The sequence below is a fragment of the Liquorilactobacillus sicerae genome (assembly GCF_029916425.1).
In the GTDB taxonomy this organism is placed as follows: Bacteria; Bacillota; Bacilli; order Lactobacillales; family Lactobacillaceae; genus Liquorilactobacillus; species Liquorilactobacillus sicerae.
Map to the genome: position 1 here is coordinate 151,357 of NZ_JAHAVQ010000004.1, position 21,188 is coordinate 172,544.

Annotated in this window: 22 protein-coding genes; 19 read left to right on the top strand and 3 right to left on the bottom strand. The window is 38.1% G+C overall.

What is annotated here, in order from left to right; translation table 11 throughout:
• Window positions 1–2: 2 nt before the first annotated feature.
• Both KH893_RS04150 and KH893_RS04155 read right to left on the bottom strand, forming a co-directional pair.
• Window positions 3–416, bottom strand: a complete 414-nt coding sequence (locus tag KH893_RS04150) for an ImmA/IrrE family metallo-endopeptidase (protein WP_281164879.1) — start codon at window positions 414–416, stop codon at window positions 3–5.
• A gap of 22 nt (window positions 417–438) precedes the next feature.
• Window positions 439–747, bottom strand: coding sequence for a helix-turn-helix domain-containing protein (locus KH893_RS04155; RefSeq protein ID WP_281164880.1), 309 nt, complete (start codon window positions 745–747; stop codon window positions 439–441).
• 209 nt (window positions 748–956) lie between these two features.
• Between KH893_RS04155 and KH893_RS04160 the strand changes: the two genes are divergently transcribed.
• On the top strand, window positions 957–1,166 hold the full coding sequence (locus KH893_RS04160; RefSeq protein ID WP_281164881.1) for an XRE family transcriptional regulator: 210 nt from the start codon (window positions 957–959) through the stop codon (window positions 1,164–1,166).
• Between the two features lie 54 nt (window positions 1,167–1,220).
• Here KH893_RS04160 and KH893_RS04165 read toward each other — a convergent pair whose 3' ends face one another.
• Entirely contained in the window at window positions 1,221–1,340 is a 120-nt protein-coding gene (locus KH893_RS04165; protein WP_010580166.1) for a DUF4044 domain-containing protein, read from the bottom strand.
• Window positions 1,341–1,545: 205 nt separating this feature from the next.
• On the opposite strand from KH893_RS04165, the gene dapG reads away from it, so the two are divergent.
• The 18 genes from dapG to ileS all read left to right on the top strand — a co-directional run bounded on the left by dapG (window position 1,546) and on the right by ileS (window position 21,048).
• Window positions 1,546–2,751 (top strand): aspartate kinase, encoded by a 1,206-nt coding sequence (gene dapG / locus KH893_RS04170; RefSeq protein WP_281164883.1) that lies wholly within the window; start codon window positions 1,546–1,548, stop codon window positions 2,749–2,751.
• Entirely contained in the window at window positions 2,745–3,113 is a 369-nt protein-coding gene (locus tag KH893_RS04175) for a DUF3397 family protein (protein ID WP_281164884.1), read from the top strand. The genes dapG and KH893_RS04175 overlap by 7 nt, the downstream gene beginning before the upstream one ends.
• A 138-nt stretch (window positions 3,114–3,251) precedes the next feature.
• Window positions 3,252–3,683 (top strand): division/cell wall cluster transcriptional repressor MraZ, encoded by a 432-nt coding sequence (mraZ, locus tag KH893_RS04180; protein WP_281164885.1) that lies wholly within the window; start codon window positions 3,252–3,254, stop codon window positions 3,681–3,683.
• A gap of 12 nt (window positions 3,684–3,695) precedes the next feature.
• Window positions 3,696–4,643 (top strand): 16S rRNA (cytosine(1402)-N(4))-methyltransferase RsmH, encoded by a 948-nt coding sequence (rsmH, locus tag KH893_RS04185; protein WP_281164886.1) that lies wholly within the window; start codon window positions 3,696–3,698, stop codon window positions 4,641–4,643.
• Window positions 4,644–4,664: 21 nt separating this feature from the next.
• Window positions 4,665–5,036: a cell division protein FtsL gene (gene ftsL / locus KH893_RS04190; protein ID WP_281164887.1), complete on the top strand. Its 372-nt coding sequence runs from the start codon at window positions 4,665–4,667 to the stop codon at window positions 5,034–5,036.
• Complete coding sequence (locus KH893_RS04195; RefSeq protein WP_281164888.1) at window positions 5,033–7,174, top strand: penicillin-binding transpeptidase domain-containing protein; 2,142 nt, start codon at window positions 5,033–5,035, stop codon at window positions 7,172–7,174. Before ftsL ends, KH893_RS04195 begins: the two co-directional genes overlap by 4 nt.
• A gap of 14 nt (window positions 7,175–7,188) precedes the next feature.
• Window positions 7,189–8,679, top strand: a complete 1,491-nt coding sequence (locus tag KH893_RS04200) for a UDP-N-acetylmuramoyl-L-alanyl-D-glutamate--2,6-diaminopimelate ligase (protein WP_281164889.1) — start codon at window positions 7,189–7,191, stop codon at window positions 8,677–8,679.
• Window positions 8,676–9,638, top strand: a complete 963-nt coding sequence (gene mraY / locus KH893_RS04205) for a phospho-N-acetylmuramoyl-pentapeptide-transferase (RefSeq protein ID WP_281164890.1) — start codon at window positions 8,676–8,678, stop codon at window positions 9,636–9,638. Before KH893_RS04200 ends, mraY begins: the two co-directional genes overlap by 4 nt.
• Complete coding sequence (gene murD / locus KH893_RS04210; RefSeq protein WP_281164891.1) at window positions 9,566–11,038, top strand: UDP-N-acetylmuramoyl-L-alanine--D-glutamate ligase; 1,473 nt, start codon at window positions 9,566–9,568, stop codon at window positions 11,036–11,038. The genes mraY and murD overlap by 73 nt, the downstream gene beginning before the upstream one ends.
• Before the next feature lies 1 nt (window position 11,039).
• Window positions 11,040–12,128, top strand: coding sequence for an undecaprenyldiphospho-muramoylpentapeptide beta-N-acetylglucosaminyltransferase (gene murG / locus KH893_RS04215; RefSeq protein WP_281164892.1), 1,089 nt, complete (start codon window positions 11,040–11,042; stop codon window positions 12,126–12,128).
• An 18-nt stretch (window positions 12,129–12,146) separates the two neighbouring features.
• Window positions 12,147–12,989, top strand: coding sequence for a cell division protein FtsQ/DivIB (locus tag KH893_RS04220; protein WP_281164893.1), 843 nt, complete (start codon window positions 12,147–12,149; stop codon window positions 12,987–12,989).
• Between the two features lie 136 nt (window positions 12,990–13,125).
• Window positions 13,126–14,454: a cell division protein FtsA gene (gene ftsA / locus KH893_RS04225; RefSeq protein WP_281164894.1), complete on the top strand. Its 1,329-nt coding sequence runs from the start codon at window positions 13,126–13,128 to the stop codon at window positions 14,452–14,454.
• Window positions 14,455–14,478: 24 nt separating this feature from the next.
• The gene (gene ftsZ, locus KH893_RS04230) at window positions 14,479–15,735 is read left to right on the top strand and encodes a cell division protein FtsZ (RefSeq protein WP_281164895.1); all 1,257 of its coding nucleotides are present in this window, start codon (window positions 14,479–14,481) and stop codon (window positions 15,733–15,735) included.
• A gap of 35 nt (window positions 15,736–15,770) precedes the next feature.
• Window positions 15,771–16,184, top strand: a complete 414-nt coding sequence (locus KH893_RS04235) for a cell division protein SepF (protein WP_281164896.1) — start codon at window positions 15,771–15,773, stop codon at window positions 16,182–16,184.
• Window positions 16,185–16,198: 14 nt separating this feature from the next.
• Entirely contained in the window at window positions 16,199–16,468 is a 270-nt protein-coding gene (locus KH893_RS04240) for a YggT family protein (RefSeq protein ID WP_281164897.1), read from the top strand.
• A 26-nt stretch (window positions 16,469–16,494) separates the two neighbouring features.
• The gene (locus tag KH893_RS04245) at window positions 16,495–17,277 is read left to right on the top strand and encodes a YlmH family RNA-binding protein (RefSeq protein ID WP_281164937.1); all 783 of its coding nucleotides are present in this window, start codon (window positions 16,495–16,497) and stop codon (window positions 17,275–17,277) included.
• Window positions 17,278–17,292: 15 nt separating this feature from the next.
• Window positions 17,293–17,991: a DivIVA domain-containing protein gene (locus KH893_RS04250; protein WP_281164898.1), complete on the top strand. Its 699-nt coding sequence runs from the start codon at window positions 17,293–17,295 to the stop codon at window positions 17,989–17,991.
• 261 nt (window positions 17,992–18,252) lie between these two features.
• A complete protein-coding gene (ileS, locus tag KH893_RS04255; protein WP_281164899.1) occupies window positions 18,253–21,048 on the top strand; it encodes an isoleucine--tRNA ligase in 2,796 nt (931 codons plus the stop codon).
• Window positions 21,049–21,188 lie beyond the last annotated feature (140 nt).

A 21,188-nucleotide genomic window follows, 5' to 3' on the forward strand; every position in this document is an offset into this window, starting at 1 on the left:
AATCAATTTTGCAAATCATGTAAAACTTCTTGAACTAGGTCGAGACAACGGGTCGGGATGCCAAACTGTTCAATGAAACCCCAAGCATTCACTTTAGTTGGACCAAGATCATCTAGATAAAAAGGCAATAATAATTTAATAGCACACTTATTGGTTTGCGCTTCAATTTGCAATAAATTAGTTTTACCAGTTTGGTATAACTCGTCATAATAAGGTTCATTATTAAAAAAATGCGCTAATTCATGAGCTAATTGGAAGGTTAACTCTGTTTTTGGTGACCAATTTAAATTCATAATGATAACTCTTTTTTTGATCAAAGCCAGGGGTGGTGTATCATTGGCTAGCTGATCTGACCAAATTACGGTGATTTGCTGCTGCTGAGCAATCTTAAGCAAGGAAAGCTGAACTTGATTCAATCTTTATCTCCAAAATAGGTTTTTAATTATTATTTCGCAAAATAGACTTAATCAGCTCTAATTGTTGCTCAGAAATTTTTTTCCCTTCATAGGTGAAAATAACATCCTGATTTTCTGTCAGATCAACACTTGGTTTAAGATCATCTGTTCTTCCTAAAAGGAAGTCAACGGAAACATCAAAAAAGTCAGCCACTTTTTGAACTCTGAGAATTGAAGGCTGGCGATGATTCCACTGATAAATCGTGTTGTGACCAAGAGATAATTGATCTTCAACTTGATAAACAGACAGGTGTCGCTGTTTAGCTAATTCTTTGATGCGTTCAACGATCATAGGTAACTCCTATCTTCTTAATTTAACTAATAAGTTAGAAAGACTCTTGATTTCTAACTTATTAGTTAGTATAATTTAAGATGTAAAATTTAGTAAACTTATAGAAATAAAGTAATCAGAACATTTAAAACATACTTTATAATATAATATTACTTTTATTTTCGTCAAATTTATTAGTTAACATATTAGACGATGAGGAGTGAAGTTGAATGTCGTTTGAATTTGCTGATGCGGTAGTTCTTTGCTTGAAAAGGAATAAAAGATTAGGAATTAAGCCGTCTTCACAAACTGAGATAGCCGAACATTTTGGACTGTCTAAGCCTTATGTCAATCAATTGATCAATGGAAATGTAGCTAATACTGCTAATACACGTCATTGGATCGAAGAAATCAAAAAATACGTCGAAATCGATGAATAGAAAAAGACGAAACGCAATTATTTGCGTTTCGTCTTTTTTAAATAGCCTGTAATTTTAATAGCCAATTACCGAAAAAATTGCAGTGATAAAGACAGTCCCAACAGTAACGATCAGCATGATCCAAATAACTGCACGAGTAATTTTTTCAAAGCGACTAAGTTTCTTCTTTTTCATTTTAGCGTTCATCCTTTAAATCAGCATTTATAATTTAACTATACCTTTTCAGCTCGAGAGTTGTCAAATTGGTTTGGAATCTTAATTTTATTCAGGAAAACTTGAAAAAAGTTCATATTTCACGTAAACTATGAACGATTTATCATTTTCGTAGTAAAAGCCATTTAAAACTTGATTTTAGCAAGAGACGGGGGATTAGTTACTGATGGAAATTATGGTACAAAAATTCGGTGGTACATCGGTTCAAGATGATCAGGCTAGAAAAAAAGCAATGACACATGTTAAGTATGCTGTTTCGAAGGGATACAAAGTGGCAGTTGTTGTTTCAGCAATTGGCCGTAAGGGGGCTCCTTATGCTACTGATTCATTGTTGAACTTGGTTGGAAGTAATAATTCTTTACTGTCAGCACGGGAACTTGATATGTTAGTCTCGGTTGGTGAGATTATTTCAGCAGCAGTTTTTACCGAAATGTTAAAAGAAAACGGCTTTAGTGCAACAGCCTTAACTGGACCGGATGCTGGTTTTAGAACAAACAACGAATATCAAAATGCTAAGGTCTTAGATATTAAAACTGACGAGATTTTAAAATGCTTTAAATCACAAGATGTGGTCGTAGTAGCTGGCTTTCAAGGCCTTTCACGGGAAGGACATTATACTACTTTAGGACGCGGCGGCAGTGATACATCAGCAGCTTTGCTTGGAGCAGCTCTTTCGGCTAAGCGGGTCGATATTTTCACGGATGTTTCCGGAATGATGACAGCTGACCCACGTTTAGTTAAAAAAGCCAAATTTTTAAAGAATGTCAGCTATGAGGAAGTTGCCAATATGGCGCATGAAGGAGCTAAAGTTATTCATCCACGAGCGGTAGAAGTAGCTCAACAGGCTCATTTGCCGTTGCGAATCAGATCGACTTGGGATGGTGTCGATGAATTAGGTACCTTAGTTTCTGACCGTGATTTATCAATTCGTCACTATCGCACAGTTACTGGAATTGCCCACCAGGTTGGGCTAACACAGTTTAGTGTTACAACTGAAAAATATGATCCACAAACGATTTTTAAACTGCTGGCTGACAATCATTTAAGTATTGACTTTATTAATATTCTGCCAGAAAAGTTTGTCTTTAACTTGGATGCAAAGGAAAGTCAGAAAGCCAAGAAATTGCTGCAAGAAAAACAAGTAGCTGCTGAAATCATCGAAAATTGTGCTAAAGTTTCAATTGTTGGTGCCGGCATTATGGGAACGCCAGGAATAACAGCTCAAATCGTGGCGGCTTTAAATGGAAAAAACATCAAAATTTTGCAGACAACCGATAGTTATACAACTATCTGGGTTTTAGTTAAACAATCAGATCTGCCAGTTGCAGTTAATGCTTTGCATGACGCATTTTTGAGTGATCGTCAATGCTAAAGATTTTTATTTGGCCCTATCAGTTAGTAGGACTCATTGTTTGCTGGCTGAGTTTGTTTTTAATTAAGCATTGTCTGCCAGCCAAGTGGAAACAAAAATTTCATTATCTAGATTTTCTATTGATCTATTTAATTTTGGTGATTCAAGTGTTATCGTTGCAATTTTTAAAGATTTCACTTTTGCCATATTTCTTATTTGCAGCAGCAGTTTTGGGAATTGGATTGACATTTGGACTGGCGTTGGTCAAAGGAGAGATCATTCAAACTAAATTTTGGCGTTTTTATTGGCGCTTGATCGAGCTATTAGCAGTCAGTACGTATATCGTATTAATTGTTTTGACAATTTTGAAAAATTTTAGTTAATTAGTTAGTATTAAATACCTTGCTTTGGTTAGCAGGGTATTTTTTTTGTAGATTTTTAAAATCTAGTGGTAAAATAGTGGTTGATAGTGGTGGATTGTGGTAGTATCAATTTGTAATCATTATTTGGGGGTGAGCTGCATGCTGATGGGAGAGTATCATCACACGCTTGATACCAAAGGGCGAATGATCATTCCAGCAAAGTTTCGCGAACAGTTGAGCGATCAATTCGTTTTAACACGCGGGATGGACGGCTGTTTATTTGGCTATCCGAATGATCAGTGGCAACTCCTTGAAAAAAAAATGCAGCAGCTTCCACTAACTAAACGTGATGCAAGAGCTTTTGTTCGCTTTTTTTATTCGGCAGCTACCGAATGTGAATTTGATCGCCAGGGACGGATTATTATTCCTAAAGCTTTAAGAGATCATGCTGAATTAGAAAAAAAATGTGTGGTTGTTGGAGTTTCAAATCGCTTTGAAATTTGGTCCGAAGATCGCTGGAATGATTTTAGTCAAAAAGCTGAAGAAAACTTTGATAGCATTGCTGAAAACATGATCGATTTTGGTTTATAAAGAGGTGCAGAAGTGACAGAAACATTTAAACATCAAACAGTAATGCTGCAGGCTGCTGTTAGTGGTTTGCAAGTCAAACCAGCTGGAACTTATGTTGACTGCACCTTAGGCGGTGGAGGACATAGTCATTTGATTGCACAGCAGCTGGAAGCAAATGGTCATCTGTATGCTTTTGATCAAGATCAAACAGCAATTGATTATAATCGTGATCGTTTTCATGAATATCCAGTAACTCTGATCAAGAGCAACTTTCGGGAACTAGCCGAACAGCTTAAACAAAAAAATGTTACGCAGGTTGATGGGATTTTATATGATTTAGGAGTTTCTTCACCACAATTTGATGATGCTCAGCGCGGTTTTAGTTATCGTTTTGATGCTCCATTGGATATGCGAATGGATCAGACTCAAAGTTTAAATGCCAAAGTAGTCGTTAATGAATGGTCATATGAAAAGCTAGTTAGGATTTTTTGGCGCTACGGTGAGGAAAAATATGCCAAATCAATTGCCAGACACATTGAAAAAGAACGAACTAAAAAAGTAATTGAAACGACAGGCGAATTAGTTGAAGTAATTAAAGAAGCAATTCCGGCACGTGCCCGGAGAACTGGTGGACATCCGGCTAAAAGAGTTTTCCAAGCAATCAGAATTGCTGTTAATGATGAATTAGGGGCACTTGAAGATTCATTAACTCAGGCTTTATCTTTGCTGAAAGTACATGGTCGAGTTTGTGTCATAACTTTCCAATCCTTAGAAGATCGTTTAGTTAAAACCATGTTCAAAGAAAAAAGCTCATTACCTGAATTACCACCGGGCTTACCAGTAATTCCTTCAGAAATGCAGCCACATTTTAAGCTGATTACGCGTAAGCCGATTGAACCGTCAATTGAAGAGCTGCAACAGAATCATCGTGCTCATTCAGCTAAGCTAAGAATTATTGAACGAGTTAGTCAAGGTGAATAATTTTTTAAAGGATGTGATTATATGGCAGGCAGTGCAGCACCAAAGAGAAAGTCCATAATGCCAGCAGAACCGCAGATACATAAAGAACCACTCAAGCAACATTCAGTGGTTCCACGGCGAGTTTCAGTTTCTAAAGCAGAAATTTTGAGTTTTTTAATAGGAAGCGTGATTTTAATGGCAATGACGATTGAGGTGATTGCCAGTCAGGTTAATTATACTAGAGCACAGTATACCCTTCAGAATATCAATCAAAAAATTACGGCAGTACATAATCAAAATATTAATACTAAACAAGAAATCAGTACTCTCTCGAGTCGAGATCGTTTATTGGAGCTAGCCAAAAAGTATGGATTATCGATGAATGACAGCAATATAAGGAATGTTTCTAAATGAATAAAAAGAAAAAGCAGCTAAAACACCAAAAAAACCGCAAAATTTATGGGATAATTATTTTTTTCATTGCGGCAATAATTTTCACTGTGTTTATTGGCCGTTTTTTTTATATCGCAATTTTTCATTCAATTGATCGCGTCGATCTTAAGCAGAAAGTTGCTCAGCTATATGCCAGTAAAACTGAGATCAAAGCTCAAAGGGGAACGATTTATGATAATAATGACCAGCCGATTGCCGAAGATACTTCAACTTATAAGATCTACGTGGTTCTTTCAAAATCAGCAGTTGCCTTCGGTAAACGTAAGTACTTGGCTGAAAAGGATAAATCGAAAGCAGCTAAAGTTTTAAGCAAGAATTTAGGTATCAGTTATCAAAATGTCAGAAAATTACTTGATCCCGTTAATAAAGATGTTTATCAAGTTGAATTGGGTAATGCTGGTAAAAATATTTCACTAGAAACTAAGCAAAAAATTCAAGCAGCTCATATTACGGGAATCTATTTTAAATCGACGACTGCTCGACTGTATCCAAATGGGGTGTTTGCCTCACACATCATTGGCTTAGCAGAGAATCAAAATGGAAAATTAGTTGGAGTGATGGGACTTGAACAAGCCCTTAATCATGAACTAGCTGGTAGAAATGGTGTTCGTAAGGTTGAAAAGGATACTAAAGGAACGCCAATCCCAGGCTCTAAAGTTAAAGCTCGTGCAGCTAAAAATGGCGATAATGTTTATACAACCATTGATACACGATTACAAACTTATTTAGAAACATTAATGACCCAAGCACAGAAGCGTTATCATCCTCAAGAAATGACGGCCATTTTAATGAAAGCTAAAACCGGTGAAATTTTGGCTGCTAGTCAACGACCAACTTTTAATGCGCAGACAAAAAATGGTTTAACTAAGATTTGGCGGAATATTTTAGTTGAAGATAGTTACGAACCAGGATCAACCATGAAAATTTTTACAGTCGCAGCGGCGATTAACAGTGGTAATTTTAATGCTAATGCGACTTTTAAATCTGGTTCGCTCCAAATTGATGGGAAAAGTGTTTATGATTGGAATCGCAGCGGTTGGGGGTATATTACCTATCAAGATGCTTTTATTCGCTCTTCAAATGTTGGAATGGCGTACTTAGAACAACAAATGGGGGCTAAAACTTGGTTGAGTTATATTCACAAATTTGGATTCTTAAAAAAGACGGGTTCAAAAATGCCAAATGAAGTTGCTGGCAGTATTGAGTATAAATATCCGATTGAGCAAGCTAATACAGCTTTTGGTCAAGCAATCAATGTGACTGCTTTGCAAATGATGCAAGGTTTTTCGGCAATTGCAAATCATGGCACAATGGTTAAACCATATCTGGTGAAAAAAATTGTTGATCCAAACAATCAAAAGGTCATTTATCAGGCAAAGACGAAGAAAGTCGGTCAGCCAATCAGTAGTCAAACTGCTAATCAGGTTTTGAGTTTAATGCAGGATGTAGTTTATAATGAAAATGGAACTGGTTCAGCTTTCAAAATCAATGGCTATCAGATTGGTGTTAAAACTGGAACAGCTCAAATCAGTAAAACTCAGGGTTCTGGTTATTTAACTGGTGAGACTAACTATATCTTCTCGGTCGTCGGAGTTGCACCAGCTAATAATCCAAAATATATTCTATATGTTACAATGAAACAGCCGACAACTTTCAGTAACGGTACGTCAGGACAAATGTTGGCAACCATTTTTAATCCAATGATGCAGCGAGCTTTACAACAATCTGCAGAAAGTACTAGTCAAACCAGTCAGCAAGTCAAACTTAAAAATTGGACTGATAAAAGTTTAGCGACAGCCAAGAAAAATTTGGAAAGTTCTGGATTACAAGTGACAGTGATCGGCAATGGCAGCAAAGTTAGACGACAATCTGTGGCAGCTGGCAACACGCTGCTTAGTGGTGAAAGAATCATCTTATTAACAACCGGCACTAAAACAATGCCGGATTTGACTGGCTGGTCGCGGAATGATGTTTCAGCTTTAGCGAAACTGTTAAACTTGAAGGTGAAGTATACTGGCTCTGGGTATGTAGTCAGTCAAAGTATCACAGCTAATCAAGCTTTGACGGGACAAAAAGAACTAATAGTCAAATTAAAATAAAATCTGGTGATAAAATGCAGGCAAGCAAACTAATCGAATGTCTAAAATTTAAAAAAATAATTCCAAGTAATTTTGAGGATTTTACCGTATCCCTATTAACTCAAGATACGCGCGAAGTTGTTGAAAATAGTGTCTTTGTGGCAGTTAAAGGAGCTCAATTTGATGGTCATGTATTCGTTCAACAAGCGCTAAAAGCTGGTGCAAAGATGATTGTTGCACAAGAAGAAGTCAACGTGACTGAGGTTCCGGTAGTTTATGTCAATGATACCAAACGGGCGATGGCAATTTTGAGCAGTCGTTTTTATGGTGGTGCAAGTCAAGCACTGCATATTGTTGGAGTGACCGGAACGAACGGTAAAACAACTGTTACGCATTTGATTGAAGCAATCTTTCGGGCACAGCAGCGTAAGACTGGTTTAATTGGAACAATGTATCGCAAAATTGGTGATGAAGTATTGCCAACTAAAAACACAACGCCTGACATCATTACCTTACAACGAACTTTAAGTAAAATGGTTGAACGTGGTGTTTCGGACGTTGCAATGGAAGTTTCATCAATCGCTTTGATTCAAGGTCGTGTTTGGGGAATTGATTTTGATGTCGCAGTGTTTACTAATTTGACACGTGATCATTTAGATTATCACAAAACCATGGAGAACTATGAACACGCTAAAAGTTTACTTTTTTCGCAATTAGGAAATCGTTATGCATTTAATGGTGATTCTAAAGTGGCGGTGTTAAATATTGATGATCCAGTCGGTAAGCATTTTGAACAAGTAACTGCAGCACAGGTGTTAACGTATGGAATTAAAGAATCAGCTATGATCAGAGCAAAAAAAATCAAAGCCCATAGTCGTGGCACGGATTTTGAATTGCATGTTTTTGATCAAGTTTATCAACTGCATACACAAATGATCGGTATGTTCAACGTCTATAATGTTTTGGCTGCTTTTGCGGCTACCTATGCTTCAGGATTATCTGCAGAAGATATCATCACAGCACTGGATGGCTTCAAAGGTGTTCGTGGTCGGATGCAACTGGTCAGTTCACCGACGGAGATAAGTGCAGTTGTTGATTACTCTCATACGCCAGACGGCCTATATCAAGCTCTCAAGACTTTAGCGGAAGTTGCTAAGAAGCACGTCTTTTGTGTTGTTGGTTGCGGCGGTGATCGCGATCATGGCAAACGTCCGAAAATGGGCAAAATCGCCGCAGAATTTAGTGATTTTCCAATTTTTACTTCAGATAATCCACGTTCTGAAGATCCTCAAAAAATTATCAACGCAATGTTAAGTGGTGTTCCAGCTGGAATCAAAGTTCCAACTTTTGTTGATCGCCGGCAGGCAATTAATTACGCCATTAAGCAGGCTCAACCGGGAGATCTGGTATTAATTGCTGGCAAAGGTCACGAAGATTACCAAATTATTGGCAAGCAAAAACGACATTTTGATGATGTTGAAGAAGCAACTAAGGCATTATGGTTAAAGGAGCAGGCTGGTAAATGACAGTTTTAGAAGGTATTATTTCAGTGATTTTAAGTTTTGGGGCAACTGTGATTTTATTACCGCAGTTTATCAATTACGCACATCGAAAAAAACAAGGACAAATGATACGTGAAGAGGGTCCAAAATGGCATCAAAAAAAATCGGGGACGCCGACAATGGGAGGGCTGATTTTTAACTCGGTTATTTTAATTGTCAGTCTGATCGTGGCAGCAATTGGAAATCAGTTGACTTCTCAGCTGTTGATTTTAGTGTTCATTTTATTTCTTTATGGCATGCTTGGTTTCTGGGATGATTCGATCAAACTATGGAAAAAGCAAAATGAAGGACTGAAAGCCTGGCAAAAATTTTTAGGTCAAGTCCTTGGGGCGTTAATTTTTTTAGCAGTTTACTATCATGAACATTTGATTTTAGGCTTGCATTTGTTTGGCCAAGTTTTTAACATTGGTGGTTGGTTTATCTTATTTGCAGTTTTTTGGTTAGTCGGATTTTCCAATGCAGTCAATTTAACTGATGGTATTGACGGTTTAGTCGCTGGTCAGGCAACGATTGCTTTTGCAACTTATGCAGCCATTGCAGCTTTTCAGCATCAAACAGATGTTTTACTATTTTGCTTGGTTGTAATTGGTTCATTGTTAGGTTTCTTTATCTTTAATCATAAGCCCGCTAGGATCTTTATGGGTGATATGGGATCATTGGCTTTAGGCGGAGCTTTGGCAGCTGTTTCGATTTTAGTTGGTCATGAAGCATCTTTGCTTTGGATTGGTTTGATTTTTGTCATTGAAACTGCAAGTGTTATTTTACAAGTAGCTTCATTTAAGTTAACTGGCAAACGAATTTTTAAGATGAGCCCAATCCACCATCATTTTGAATTGCTGGGGTGGAGTGAATGGCGCATCGATTTAACTTTTTGGTCAATTGGCTTAATAACTGGTGTTACAGCACTATTGGCAATTATTTAAAATTAAAAAAGAGAAGAGTTTTAATTATGAAGGCAATTTCAACTTATCAAAATAAAAAAGTCCTAGTGCTAGGTTTAGGACAAAGTGGGTTAAATGCGGCACGTTTATTGCATAAATTGGGAGCTGAAGTAACGGTTAATGATTTAAGGGCACCTAAGAATCCTAAGATAGTTTCTGAACTAACAGCTTTGGGAATCAAGGTTATCACTGGTAGCCATCCGCTAGAGTTGGCCAAACAAAATGATTTAATGGTTAAGAATCCGGGGATCCCTTATACCAATCCGTTAGTTAAAGCAGCTTTAAAGAATCAATTACCGATTATTACGGAACCAGAACTTGCCTATGAAATATCAACTGCGCCCATGGTTGCAATTACTGGTACTAATGGGAAAACCACGACGACTACTTTGACGACGCTGATGCTTGATGAACAACGTTTAAAAGGGAAAGCTTATGCAGCAGGTAATATTGGCATTCCAGCTAGTCAAGTAGCTCAAACAGCAACTAAAGATGATGTACTGGTCACGGAACTTTCTAGCTTTCAATTACTTGGAATCAGTAAATTACATCCCAAAATTGCGGTAATTACCAATATTTATGAGGCACATCTGGATTATCATGGGGACCGGAATAATTATGTCAATGCTAAAATGCGAATTACAATGAATCAAACATCGGCTGACTACTTGGTGATCAACTGGGATTCAGCAGAATGGCAGCAGCTTAGTCAGCGTTCTCAAGCTCAAATCGTTCCTTTTTCTCGGAAGCAAGAAATCAGAACTGGAGCTTATCAAAAAGGAAATTATCTATATTTTCGTGGTGAACGAATTATTAAGCTGGCCGACATTAAATTGGCTGGAGTTCAAAACATTGAGAATGCTTTAGCAGCAATTGCAGTTGCTAAATTGATGGGCAAAAGCAATGCGGCAATCTGTCAGGTGCTGAGAACTTTTGGCGGTGTGCGGCATCGAATGCAATATGTTGAAACTATCAAACAGCGACGATTTTATAATGACACAGAAGCAACTAATATTGAAGCTTGTCAGCGAGCCTTGGAAAGCTTCCAACAGCCGATTGTTTTGGTTGCTGGTGGACTAGATCGTGGATTTAGTTTTGAAAGCTTATTGCCGTATTTTAAGAAGCTTCGGGGTCTGATCTGCATGGGGCAGACTGCTCAGGCAATGGCTGAAATGGGTAAGAAAGCTGGTGTTAAGCAAATTGAATTTGCTAAATCGGTTGTCGAAGCAGTTCCTAAGGCTTATCAACAAAGCCAACCTGGAGATGTTGTCTTGCTTTCACCTGCTTGCGCTAGTTGGGATCAGTATCCAAGGTGTGAAGTAAGGGGAGACTTATTTATTCAAGCTGTTGCGAATTTAAAGAAAAATCAGGAGGAGAGTTAAGATGCGTTTGTTGATATCAGGTGGAGGGACAGGTGGCCATGTCTACCCGGCTTTGGCATTGATCGAGGAAGTCAAAAAGCAAGAGCCTGACTCGGCTGTTTTATACATTGGAACCCATCGTGGCTTGGAAAATAAGATTGTACCAGCAGCTGGGATAGATTTTCAAACGATCAGGATCCAGGGCTTTAAACGATCGCTTTCGTTTGAAAATTTTAAAACAGTCTATTTATTTTTGAAAAGTACGCAACGAGCAAAACAGATTATCCGCGAGTTTAAACCAGATGTGGTCGTTGGAACAGGCGGCTATGTTTGTGGGGCGGTTGTTTATGCGGCGTCACGAATGAAAATTCCAACATTTATTCACGAACAAAATAGCATTGCTGGCATTACTAACAAGTTTTTGAGTCATTTTGTTGATCAGGTAGGAATTTGTTTTCCAGAAGCAGCTAAAGAGTTTCCTAAAAATAAAATCGTTTTTACCGGAAATCCGCGGGCTCAACAAGTAATGGGAATTAAAGCGGCTAACCAAATACAAGCTCTGGGACTAAACCCAGCTAAACCGACAATTTTGATTTTTGGTGGTTCTCGAGGAGCACGGCGGATCAACGAATCAACTTTGGAAGCCTTAAAATTTTTGGCAGATAAAAAATATCAAGTTTTGTTTGTTACTGGCAGCGTTCATTTTGAAAAGGTTAAATCCCTAGTTAAGGAGATTCCAGCTAATGTTGTGATTAAGCCTTATATTGCTAATATGCCGGCAATTTTACCGGAGATCAGTTGTATTGTTGGACGGGCTGGAGCAACCAGTTTAGCTGAGATCACAGCTTTAGGAATTCCTTCAGTTTTAATTCCCAGCCCGTATGTCACGCATGATCATCAAACACACAACGCCCAAAGTCTGGTCAACGTCCAAGCAGCTGAAATGATCAAAGAAAGTGAACTAAATGGCCAAGTATTGGCTAAAGTGATTGATAAACTGATGAACGACCCTGACTTAAGGTCTAAAATGGCTAAAAATGCTAAACAAGCCGGAGTTCCGGATGCGGCGACCCGGGTTTTCAACTGTTTGCAAAAGCTGATCGGCAAATAATTACGAGGAGGGGTGATGATGAGCTCGAAAAAAAACAAAATGAAAGTTCAAACAGATTTGCCCCTGACTCCGTGGGAAACAGCTCAAAGAAAACGCCAACAGCAAAAGCATCCACACTTGAGTTTTTTTAAAAAACAACGAATTGGTGATAAACTCCCAAGCCTCGTAGCCCAGCGCAGAAAAAGGCTCAGAAAAGCTTTAATTGAAAATCTGCTCGTTTTTGGTATGTTACTGTTAGCAGCGCTATATTTTATTTTGCCAATCAGCAAAGTCAAATCAATTGAAGTTTCGTCAGATAATCAGCATACTGCAAAACAAATTATTAAATTAAGTGGGATCAAGCCGCAACAATTACAGATTGGAGTTCTTTTAAGGCAAAATCAGATTCAGGCAAAGATTAAAAATCAAGCCTCAGAAATAAAAAAGGTTAGCTTTTCGTATTCAACTAAGCAAGTGAAATTAAAAATAATTGAAAAACGGAATTTAGGATATGTTTCAAAAAATAATCTTTTTTATCGAATAGAGACAAACGGCAAGATTTCAAAAATCAGTCATCAGAATCCAGTCAGTGACGTTCCAATTTATTTTAATTTTAAAAAAAGATTACTTTGCCGACAGATTACTCAACAGATTGAGGCACTTTCACCTAAAATTGTTCGAGCCATTTCTGAAATTCATGCAGCACCAACCAAAAATGATCCGCAAAGGGTCCATTTATATATGAATGATGGAAATCAAGTCCTTGCTACAATTAAGACTTTGGCAGCTAAAATGCGATATTATCCGCAATTTAAGGCAAGTTCAAGCCAAAAAATAATGATTGATCTGCAAGTCGGAGCTTATTCTTATCCGCTTCAATAAATTTTTTGCAAATCGCGAATTTCTTGCAACCTTAAGCGTGTATTAATAGTTAGTGGTGTGGTAAAATTATTACATAAGCATTAAAAATAATTTTAGCCTGAAACTGATTAAGATTTGAGAGAAGGAGGCTCAATTGATGGAAAAATCTGGAATCTTTGTCGGACTAGATATTGGGACAACTTCGATCAAAGTTATTGTTGCTGAATATCTAAAAAACCAGATAAATATTATTGGCGTTGGTAATGAGCTAGCTGATGGGCTTAATCGAGGGGTCGTTGTCGATATCGATCGTGCAGTGCAAGCTATCAAAAGGGCTGTTGCTCAAGCTGAAGAGAAAGCAAATTTAGAAATTAAAAAAGTCCAAGTTGGATTGCCAGCTAATTTGTTGGAGATCGAACCTTGCAATGGAATGGTAGCTGTTAGCAATCATGATGGATCGGCCAAAGAAATCAATGAAGATGATGTTATTCGGGTTACCAAAGCGGCTTTGACACAACAGCTGCCACCAGAACGTGAGGTTGTCGATGTAATTCCAGATGAATTTATTGTTGATGGTTTTGACGGCATTAAAGATCCGCGCGGGATGGTTGGTATTCGTCTGGAAATGAAAGGAGTCGTTTATACCGGGCCGAAAACAATTCTTCATAATACCTTACGCTGTGTTGAAAGGGCTGGTTTGCAGCCAAGTGGTGTTGTTGTTGCACCACTTGCTTTGGCGAATGCAGCTTTAAGTGATGGTGAACAGGATTTTGGTTCTATTTTGATCGATCTTGGTGGTGGACAAACGACAGTAGCAGTTATTCATGATCATAAGTTGAAGTATACATATGTTGACCAGGAAGGAGGACAATTTGTTACGAAGGATATTTCAATTGTTTTGAATACTTCGGTAGCTAATGCAGAGAAGATAAAAAGAAATTATGGTTATGCGGATAGTACACTGGCTCCCCAAGATGAAAAATTTCCTGTTGAAGTTGTTGGTCAGGCTGAACCAGTTGAAATTAGCAGTGAATACTTGGCTGAGATTATTGAAGCAAGATTAACTCAAATCTTTGATCGACTTAAGCAAGTTTTAGATGATATCTCTGCTTTAAAACTTCCGGGAGGGGTGATTATCACTGGTGGTCAGGCTGCTTTGCCTGGAGTTAAGGAATTAGCTGCTGAAATCTTTGCTACAAATGTTCGACTGTTCATTCCGCAACAAATGGGATTGAGACATCCCTCATTTTCCCAAGTGATTGGTCAGGTTGAATTTGGCTGTCATTTGAGTGAAATCGAAAAAATTGCTAAGATGGCAGTTTTTCCTGATTTCAAACAGTTTGTACCAATTGCTGAACTACCTGGTATTGAAGCTCAAGATAACCAAGCTAACAGGCAATCTAGTGGTGAAACAAAAAATAAGAAAGAAAAAAGCGGAAATAGATTTGATGGGATCAAGAACTTTTTCAGTAATTTTTTTGATTAACAACTGATGATGGAGGTAAAAAGCATGGAATTTTCACTCGATACAAATGAAAATACTGGTGCAAAAATTAAAGTGATTGGTGTCGGCGGTGCTGGCGGGAATGCAGTCAATCGGATGATAGCTGATGAAGTTAAGGGTGTAGAGTTTATCACTGCCAACACTGATGTTCAAGCTTTAAAGGGTTCGAATGCTGAAACTAAGATTCAATTGGGGCCTAAATTAACTCGTGGTTTAGGTGCCGGGTCAAATCCTGAAATTGGCAGCAAGGCAGCTCAAGAAAGTGAAGAAGCAATTGCGGAGGCTTTAAAAGGAGCCGACATGATCTTTGTAACCGCTGGAATGGGTGGTGGAACTGGAACGGGCGCGGCTCCAATTATTGCTAAAATTGCTAAGGAGCAAGGAGCACTAACAGTTGGTGTTGTAACTCGTCCCTTTAGTTTTGAGGGCCCTAAGCGTGCACGCTATGCAGCCGAGGGAGTTACTCAGTTGAAGGAGCATGTTGACACCTTAGTTATTATTGCTAATAATCGCTTATTAGAAATTGTTGATAAGAAGACCCCAATTATGGATGCTTTTAAAGAAGCTGATAACGTTTTGCGTCAAGGCGTGCAAGGAATTTCTGATTTGATAACGTCTCCAGGCTACGTTAATTTGGATTTTGCCGATGTTAAAACGGTTATGGAAAACCAGGGTTCAGCTTTGATGGGAATCGGGACTGCTAATGGCGAAAATCGGGCAGTTGAAGCAACAAAGAAAGCAATTTCTTCACCGTTGCTGGAGGTTTCAATTGATGGAGCTGAACAGGTTTTGTTAAATATCAGTGGTGGTCCGGACCTAAGCTTGTTTGAAGCTCAGGATGCTTCAGATGTAGTTGCTCAAGCAGCAACAAGTGATGTTAATATAATTTTTGGGACTTCAATCAATAATGATCTTGAAGACAGTGTGATTGTAACAGTTATTGCAACCGGAATTGACAAGAAGAAAAAAGAACGACAAATTAAACGGCATTCGAATTACGATTTAGATCAGCATGACAATAGTTCAGAAAGTAAACAACAATCCGAGACGACGCAAAGTTCCAAGGAGGATCCTTTACAAGATTGGGATTTACGCCGTGAGTTTTCTGAAAGAGGCCAAGGCGAGGGAAGACGTGTCGACTTTGAAAACGTCGAAAAAAAGAAATTTGACGTTTTCAAAATGAATGCCGATCAAGAAAAAGATGATAATAGTAACGATAATGATTTAAATAAGCCACCATTTTTCCGTCATCGCCGTAAGTAATTTTTAGATTTTGATAATGATCTGAGGTGATCAAAATGGCTTTTGGTAATAAATTAAGTCGTTTTTTTGGAATTGAAGACGACTATGAGGAATCAGAAGGCGAAAATCAGGACAGTGTTAATTACCAGGGACAAAATGTTGTTCCTTTTAGAGAAAATAGAGAAAAAAATGGTGGTTTGGTTGAAAAAAAGATTGCATTATTTGAACCAAGAATTTATTCTGATGTTAAGACAATTGCAACTAAACTTTTACATGGTCAAGCTGTTGTGATCAATTTTCAACGGATGGATGATGCTCAAGCTCATCGGGTAGTTGATTTCTTAACAGGGACGGTTTTTGCAATTGGCGGTGAGATTCAGCGAATCGGTGATCAAATTTTCTTATGTACTCCTCATGGTTATGTGGTTGAGGGAGACTTAGAAGATAAATTAGATCACGATAACTTTTAGTGAGGAGTGGACAGGTGCTTATTTTAACGATTATTAATCGCTTATTTGAACTTTACTCGCTAGCAATTGTTGTTTATGTGTTAATGTCTTGGTTTCCGGGGGCCCAGCAGAGCAAGTTCGGTGACTTTTTAGGCAGATTATGTGACCCATATTTGAACTTCTTTGAGCGAATTATTCCGCCAATCGGGGGCATCGGCTTTTCACCGATCATTGCACTGATTGCTTTGCAGTTTATTCAGAATGGATTAGATTTAGTTTTAACTTTGATTTTTGGATTAGGTTAATAGAGGTTCGATTAAGCGTGCATAATATGTCTATCTACCAACATTTTAGATCAGATGAAGCTCCACTGATTGCTGAATTTAATGATTTGATCAATCAGTCTGAACTGGAATATCGGCCAATTTTGACTCATTTTTTAAATCCAAGGGAACGCGTCATCATCGCTTCTTTGCTTGGTCAGAAGAGATCAGTCAGATTTTGTTCTAATGGTCTATTTAAACAAGCCGAGCGAAAACGGGGCATCTTTTATCCTGAGTATTTTGCCCCTCAACAAGCTGATTATCAGCTGACATTGTTGGAAATTAAGTATCCGATAAAATTTGCTCAACTTGAACATCGTCAGATTTTAGGAACCTTATTGGCTAGTGGCCTAAAACGCTCAGCAATTGGCGATATTGTCACCGATGGGGTTCGGTGGCAAATTATTATTGAAGAACCAGTTGCTGAGTTTTTAAAACAGGAAATTGAGCGGATCGGGAAAATTAAAGTTCAGCTTGAAGAAGTTTCATTTGCGGAGTTGCTTCAACCAAAAGTTGAGTGGGAAAAAGCTTCTTTTTCAGTCACTTCATTGCGAATCGATAATTTAGTTGCTAGTGTTTGCCATTTTTCACGAGCACGTTGTAAACAGTTGCTCGGAGCAAAAAGAGTTCATTTAAACTGGATGTTAGTTGAACAACCAGACCTGGACTTGAAAATCAAGGATGTTGTTTCGGTAAGAGGGTTTGGCAGATTCCAATTAGCTGACCTTGGTCGCATCTCTAAAAAGGGCCGATTACAAGTTGAAGTTTTAATTTTAAAAAATAATACATAATGGAGGTGTTGGGGCATGGCATTAACCCCATTGGATATTCACAATAAAGAATTTCGTGTTAAGTTGCGTGGTTATGATCAGGATGAAGTTAATGATTTTTTGGATCAAATTATTAAGGATTATGAATTTAATCTAAAGGAAAACAGTCGCTTGACTGAAGAGTTGAAACAAAATCTGGAAAAACTAAAGTACTTCAATGATTTAAAAGATTCACTCAATCAATCAATTATTGTCGCTCAAGAGGCTGCAGACAAAGTTAAGTCAAGTTCACAACGAGATGCTGAAATCACTAAGCGTGAAGCGCAAAAGGAAGCTGCCGATATTATTTCTGAGGCAAATGAAAAATCGCATGAGATAATTGAACAGGCATCCCAGAAAGCAAAGAAGTTAATTTTTGAGACGGATGATTTGAAAAAACAAGCTCGGATTTTCCGCCAAAAATTACAAGTTATGCTTGAGTCACAGTTGGAAATCGTTAAGAGTAATGAGTGGGATGACATCCTGCGTCAAGGCGATACCACTGATTATGAAGCAATTCAAAAGATTATTCAACGTGATGCAGACCTTGACAAACAAACAGCAAAAGAAGTAAAATCAGTGTCAAACAGTGATGAAGCTCCTAAAAAAACGGTGGTTATTCTTCCAGAAGAAGATGATGATGACCCAGGACAGCATTTTACAGCGCATGAAACAAAACAAAAAAGTGATAATTAATCTTGTAGCAGAACACGAATAACTTAAAGTAAGCACAGAGAATCGACTGATGGTGAGAGGTCGAACTTCAACTTTAAGTTGTCTATCATCTGCGATAAAAGTCAGACTGAAGTTAGTAAGCTGACCGGTTTATTGTCGTTACTCAATACTTGAGGAGAACAATTCCTAATTGTTCTTAAATTTGGGTGGTACCACGAAGATCTCGTCCCTTTGGGCGAGGTCTTTTTTATTTTGTTTTTAAAAGAGAAAGGATGAAGTAAGATGAGAGTTAAAGATACTCTGAATTTAGGAAAAACTAAATTTCCAATGCGTGGCAATCTTCCGGTTCGTGAAGTTGAACGACAAAATGAATGGGAAGAAAATAAGGTTTATGAAAGGCGTCAAAAATTAAATGAAGGTAAACCAACCTTTGTCTTACATGACGGACCTCCATATGCTAATGGAAATATCCATATGGGTCATGCATTAAATAAAATTTCAAAAGATTTTATCGTACGTTCTAAATCAATGATGGGTTTTCGAGCACCATATGTTCCAGGTTGGGATACACATGGTTTGCCAATCGAACAGCAGCTAAAAAAGGCTGGTGTTGATCGCAAAGCTTTATCAATTGCTGATTTTCGGGAAAAGTGTCGTGAATATGCGCTTGAACAAGTTGCTAAACAACGTAAAGATTTTAAACGGTTAGGCGTTGCTGGTGAATGGGACAATCCTTATTTAACACTTGACCCCAAATTTGAAGCTCAAGAAATTCGAGTTTTTGGAAAAATGGCAGAACGTGGTTTAATTTATAAAGGCAAGAAACCAGTCTTTTGGTCATGGTCTTCAGAATCAGCTTTGGCTGAAGCAGAAGTTGAGTACCATGATGTAACTTCACCATCCGCTTTTTATGGCGAAAAAGTGGTTGATGGTAAAGGTGTTCTTGATGAAAATACTTATATGGTCGTTTGGACTACCACTCCATGGACTATCCCTGCGTCAGAAGGAATTACTGTTGATAAAGATTTTGATTATTCAGTTGTACAACCAGCTGGTGATGAGCGAAAATTTGTTTTAGCATCAGAGTTAGTTGAAAAAAATGCGGAGTTATTTGGCTGGAAGGACTATCAAGTTGTTAAAACACTTAAAGGAAAAGATCTTGAATATATTTTGACCCAGCATCCATTTTATCCAGATAAGACTTTATTGACGATGGTCGGCGATTTCGTAACCTTAGATGCTGGAACTGGTTTAGTCCATACCGCTCCTGGCTTTGGTGAAGATGACTTTAATGTTGGTAAGCAATACGGTTTGGATATTTACGTTCCTGTTGACGATAAAGGCTATCTGACTCAAGATACTGGCAAAGATTTTGCTGGTGTTTTCTACGATGATGCAAATGAAATTTCTTTAAACAAATTAAAGGAAGCTGGCTTGTTGCTTAAATATTTGCCGATTAAACATAGTTATCCGTTTGACTGGCGGACTAAGAAGCCAATTATTTTTCGGGCCACTCCACAATGGTTTGCTTCAGTTGACAAAATTCGTGATGAAATTTTGGCAGCTATTGATGAAGTTAAGTTTTTCCCGGACTGGGGTCAAAAACGGCTGCATAATATGATTGCTGATCGTGGTGACTGGGTAATTTCTCGTCAGCGTGTCTGGGGTGTTCCATTGCCAATCTTTTACGGGGAAGATGGCGAAGCAATTATCTCAAAAGAAACAGTTTCTCATGTCGCTGATTTGATTGAGAAATATGGTTCAAACGTTTGGTTCCAGAAAGAAGCTAAAGAACTATTACCCGAAGGATTTACCAGCGAGCACTCACCACATGGGAAATTCACTAAAGAAAATGATATCATGGATGTTTGGTTTGACTCTGGTTCTTCGCATCAAGGCGTATTGGCTGCCCGTGATTATTTGACTTACCCATGTGATATGTATTTGGAAGGCTCTGACCAATATCGTGGCTGGTTCAACTCAAGCTTGATTACCAGTGTTGCTTTTTCAGGACATGCTCCGTATAAACAGGTGTTGTCACAAGGATTTACCTTGGACGGTCAAGGTCGTAAAATGAGTAAATCACTTGGAAATGTAATTGCTCCAGGAAAAGTTATCAAGCAGTTTGGTGCAGAAATCATTCGTTTGTGGGTATTAAGTGTTGATTCTTCAGCTGATGTTCGCGTTTCAATGGATAGTTTCAGTCAGATCTCTGAAGCTTACCGGAAAATTAGAAACACTATTCGTTTTCTGCTGGCAAATACAACCGATTTTGATCCTAAACAAGAGGCGGTTGCTTTTGATCAACTAGAATCACTTGACCAATACATGGAAATCAAGGTTAATCAATTTACGAAAGAGGTCCTTGATTGCTATGCTAAATATGATTTCATGGATATCTATAAGAAATTGCTTAATTTTGTAACTACTGATTTGTCGGCTTTTTATTTAGATATTGCTAAGGATGTGGTTTACATTGAAAGCAAGGATAGTCATAAACGGCGTTCGATGCAGACGGTGTTGTATGATATTACCGTTCGGTTGGCTAAACTACTGACACCTGTTTTGCCACATACAACTGAAGAGATTTGGCAGTATCTCAAAGAGCCGGAAGATTATGCACAGCTTGCTGAAATGCCATCAGTCAAGCATTATAATGATGAAGCTAAGAAGTTGGCATTGTGGGATGTCTTTATGAAGGTTCGTAGTGATGTCTTTAAGTCATTAGAAAATGCTCGCAATCAAAAATTGATTGGAAAATCATTTGAAGCACATGTTACCCTGTATTTAAATGATGAAGAGCTTCAGCAGCTTGAGCAATTAAAAACCGATCTGCGACAGAATTTAATTGTTTCAGCATTGACGGTTAAGCCACTAGCTGATGCACCAGCTGACGCTGAAAAATATCGTGACCGTGCAGTAGTTGTCGAACATGCTGCTGGGGATGTTTGCCCACGTTGCCGGATGATTCGAACTGATGTTGGCAACGATCCTAAATTGCCAACTTTATGTGGCCGTTGTGCAGCAATTGTTGAAAAAAACTTTTCAGCGGTTGTAGCTGAAGGTTTTGACGATTGATTTTTTTAGAAAAAAATCAAGACAAAATTATTAATTTGTTAAGAACTTCAATTAAGGACTAGAAAGTTGATCTTTTTAGTCTTTTTTTGTCTGCTAAGCAAGTGATAGCTTAAATCAACTGGGTGAGTTATAATAGTAGG